Below are 1,681 nucleotides of genomic sequence, written 5' to 3' on the forward strand. Positions count from 1 at the left end.
CAGCGCCGAGAGCGGGTCCGGCGATCGACGCGCGCCGCTGCGTCCGGTCGAGCGCGACGCCTCGACCTACGCCCGCGCCGGGCTGGACTGGCGCGCCGAGACCGGCGGGCAAGATCGAGGAGGCCTTTCGTTCAGTCTCGGCGCCCTGGACGAGCGGATGGGGCCGCTGGGAGCCTATCTGCCGACGCAGTCGGACTTCGCCCTGCCGTCGCGCACCCGCTTTGCGGCGGTCGGGGCGGATGTGGACCTGGGACGCGGTTTCACCCTGTCGGGCGAGGCGCCTGTCCGACGTGGTCCTTCGCTAAGGCCTTGGGCTGCCGCAGCCTGACGTGGGAGCTTTCTCAGCCGCTGCGGATCGAGGACGGGACGTTCAGCGCCTATCTGGCCGACGTGCCGCTCGACTATTTCGATCCAGTGACCTTCTCGGAGCGGCGTTTCTCGGCGGCGCCGTCGGGGCGGCAGATCGACTTCAGCGTGCGCAGCCTGCACGCCCTGCCCGGCGGCTCCTGGCTGCAACTTGAGGCCGTCGCCAGCCGCGAGGAGCAGCACCGCGCGAGCGCCTCGACCGGCTACGCCGTGCTGGGGAGCTGGCGGCGGGGGTTCTGAGCACGCATCTCCCGCTCATCCCGGCGTCCGCCGGGATGAGCGGGATTATAGGGCGCAAGCAAAAAGGCCAGCGATCGCTCGCCGGCCTTTGTCGTTTCAGCCTACCGAGCTTAGCGCTCGACGCACAGGGCCACGCCCATGCCGCCGCCGATGCACAGGGTGGCCAGCCCCTTCTTGGCGCCCGAGCGCTTCATCTCGTGCAGCAGGGTGGTCAGGACGCGCGCGCCCGAGGCGCCGACCGGGTGGCCGATGGCGATGGCGCCGCCGTTGACGTTGACCTTAGCCGGATCGAGGCCCAGCTCCTTGACCACGCACAGCGACTGGGCGGCGAAGGCTTCGTTGGCCTCGATCAGGTCGAGGTCCTGGACGTTCCAGCCGGCCTTCTGCAGCGCCTTGCGGCTGGCCGGGATCGGGCCGGTGCCCATGATGGCCGGGTCGACGCCCGCCGTGGCCCACGACGCGATGCGGGCCAGCGGCTCAAGGCCGCGCGCCCTGGCTTCATCGGCGCTCATCAGCACCAGCGCAGCGGCGCCGTCGTTGATGCCCGAGGCGTTGGCCGCCGTCACCGTGCCGTCCTTGAGGAAGGCGGGCTTCAGCTTCTCCATCGCCTCGATGGTCGCGCCGTGGCGGATGTACTCGTCCTGATCCACGACCACGTCGCCCTTGCGGGTGGCGATGGTGACGGGGACGATTTCATCGGCGAACTTGCCGGCCTTCTGGGCGGCCTCGGCCTTGTTCTGCGAGGCGACGGCGAAGGCGTCCTGCGAGGCGCGGTCGATCGACCATTTGGCGGCGATATTCTCGGCCGTCTGGCCCATGTGATAGCCGTGGAAGGCGTCGATCAGGCCGTCCTGAAGCATGCTGTCCTTGAAGGCCAGCTCGCCCATCTTCTGGCCGTTGCGCAGCTGGGCCGTGTGCGGCGACTGGCTCATGCTTTCCTGACCGCCGGCGACAACGATTTTCGCATCGCCCTGAACGATCTGCTGATAGGCCAGGGCCACAGCGCGCAGGCCCGAGCCGCACAGCTGGTTCAGGCTCCAGGCCGGGGTCTCGTTGGGCAGGCCCGCGCCGATGG

2 protein-coding genes and 1 pseudogene are annotated in these 1,681 nt (G+C 69.8%); 2 read left to right on the top strand and 1 reads right to left on the bottom strand.

Annotated elements, in window-relative coordinates; genetic code table 11:
* A pseudogene (locus tag RT567_RS16565) lies at positions 1-328 on the top strand (hypothetical protein); the annotation flags it as partial.
* Positions 310-606 carry a hypothetical protein gene (locus tag RT567_RS16570; protein ID WP_313577289.1) on the top strand — a complete coding sequence of 99 codons (297 nt, stop codon included), beginning with the start codon at positions 310-312 and terminating at the stop codon, positions 604-606. The pseudogene RT567_RS16565 and the gene RT567_RS16570, both read left to right, overlap by 19 nt.
* A gap of 110 nt (positions 607-716) precedes the next feature.
* On the opposite strand, the gene RT567_RS16575 is transcribed toward RT567_RS16570, so the two are convergent.
* Positions 717-1,681: acetyl-CoA C-acetyltransferase (locus tag RT567_RS16575; RefSeq protein ID WP_313577290.1), on the bottom strand; the 965-nt coding region annotated here is incomplete at its 5' end.

This window comes from Brevundimonas sp. (genome assembly GCF_032107865.1).
GTDB lineage: Bacteria > Pseudomonadota > Alphaproteobacteria > Caulobacterales > Caulobacteraceae > Brevundimonas.